Source organism: Azospirillum sp. (assembly GCF_050789165.1).
Genome location: NZ_JBOZRT010000052.1, coordinates 1 through 1,655, shown reverse-complemented (window position 1 = coordinate 1,655; position 1,655 = coordinate 1). Strand labels below are relative to the sequence as shown.

Genomic DNA, 1,655 nt, shown 5'->3' with positions numbered 1-1,655 from the left:
CCAGCCCGGCTCCGCTACGCTCCGCCGGACTGGACAGGAGCCGCCGAGCGGTGTTTGGCTAACATAGTCTCTGGTGTCCCACGTGGGGGCAGGTCAGCGGGGCAAGGCGTCGCCATCCTCAGCGACGTGGTGGTCGGGCGAGAGCTAAAGAGCGGCACCCTTGTCAAAGCGCACGACCTGTCGCTTCCCGGATATGGGTTCTATCTGCTCCAAACCCCCAACCATCCGCATCAGTCGGTCATAGATGCCTTCTTTTCCTGGGTGCGATCGGCTCCCGACTGATTCCCAATGACCAATATCCACCACCCGGGGGGCTGTTCTCTCGAATATGCTTTCGATTCCAGCTCCCCTTCCACACTCCTACCAGCGGCTGCCGCCCTACTCGGAAGCCAAGGCCGTCCGGTTCAGGCAGACAGGGCGACCAGAAGTTCTGCGGCCATAGCTTCAGCGTCGGCCGGAACCAACGACGTCACGGAACGGCGCAACAGTGGTCGCAATGCCGCCGCGCAAGCGTCGGTGAACCGCACTGTGCCATCGGACTCCAGCTCGGCGATACCGTCCCAGGCCAGCGACGTCTCGTTGATGGCAACGGCTTCCTCCTCGGTCCAAGCCGGCGGCAACGCGAGGCGGACACCATGGCGCGACAGGCGCACAGGATATCCGCCGACCCGGCCAGCCGGCGCCGGCACGTGCTCCAGCACGTCGTCGTCGCCGAGCAACCCCTTCAGCACCGTCAACCCGGCGCTGGCGGTGATGCGGTTGAAATCGAGGTCGTAAGGGATGGGGAACGGCGCGAACAGCCGCTCATTGGCGACTGCGGTGACGTCGCACCCCTTCACCTCCACCGACAAGCGGTATGGGGGCCGATGGGGAGGCGCACCGTCGCTGTAAACGAAATATTCCAAGGCATGTTGGGCAACCAGCCGCACGTCGCACTCCGCCGGGGCGCAGCCGAGGGCCTCGGAGACGACGAAGCGCACCTTCGGCACGATCTCCGCCACGTTGCCGATGCCGCAGGTGGGAGCCGGACCGGTACGGGCGAGGACGGCGTTGACCACGTCCGGATAAGACGCGCCGATCCATGGGCAGCGCAGGCCAGAGGCGTCCCAGGCTTCGCGAAGACGCAGCATCGGCGCCAGATGGAAGGCCATGAAGCCGGCGAACGGTACCGCACGCACGCGTTCCCCCACCTCTCCGTCCAGCCGGTCGAGTGCCCACCAGGGCATCAGGCTGGGGGCAGCGAAGGCGACGTCGGGGGCGATGCCGGCCAGAACCCGCCCGGCGCCGTGGGCGTTGAAATCAAACTCGACCGCCTCGACCGCGGGGAAGCGCCCCTCGATGGCCGCGCCGATGCGTGCGTTGTGGATTCGGGCACGGGCGGCAACGGGGTTGCGGCTGGCGACCACGATGCGCTCGAAGGCACCGCTGCGCACCGTGCCCTCCAGCACCGCCCCGCTCAGCTTCCCCAGTGAGATCAGCAGAAGGGTCGCCATTCCGGACTCCTTATGCGAAGGCTGCGAGGAAGCCGGCCACGTTGGGGCCGAGCGCGTCGCACAGGTAGCCGCCTTCCTGGACCAATACCGTCGGCAGGCCCAGCGCCGCGATGCGAGCGGCCATGGCGGCGAAGCCGGCGGCGGTCACCGCGTGGCCGCCAT

General features: G+C 67.4%; 1 protein-coding gene. It reads right to left on the bottom strand.

Annotated features, from left to right (window positions below):
* Positions 1 to 404: 404 nt before the first annotated feature.
* Positions 405 to 1,493, bottom strand: a complete 1,089-nt coding sequence (locus ACRWK7_RS12665; protein ID WP_431856586.1) for a hypothetical protein — start codon at positions 1,491 to 1,493, stop codon at positions 405 to 407.
* Between the last annotated feature and the right edge of the window lie 162 nt (positions 1,494 to 1,655).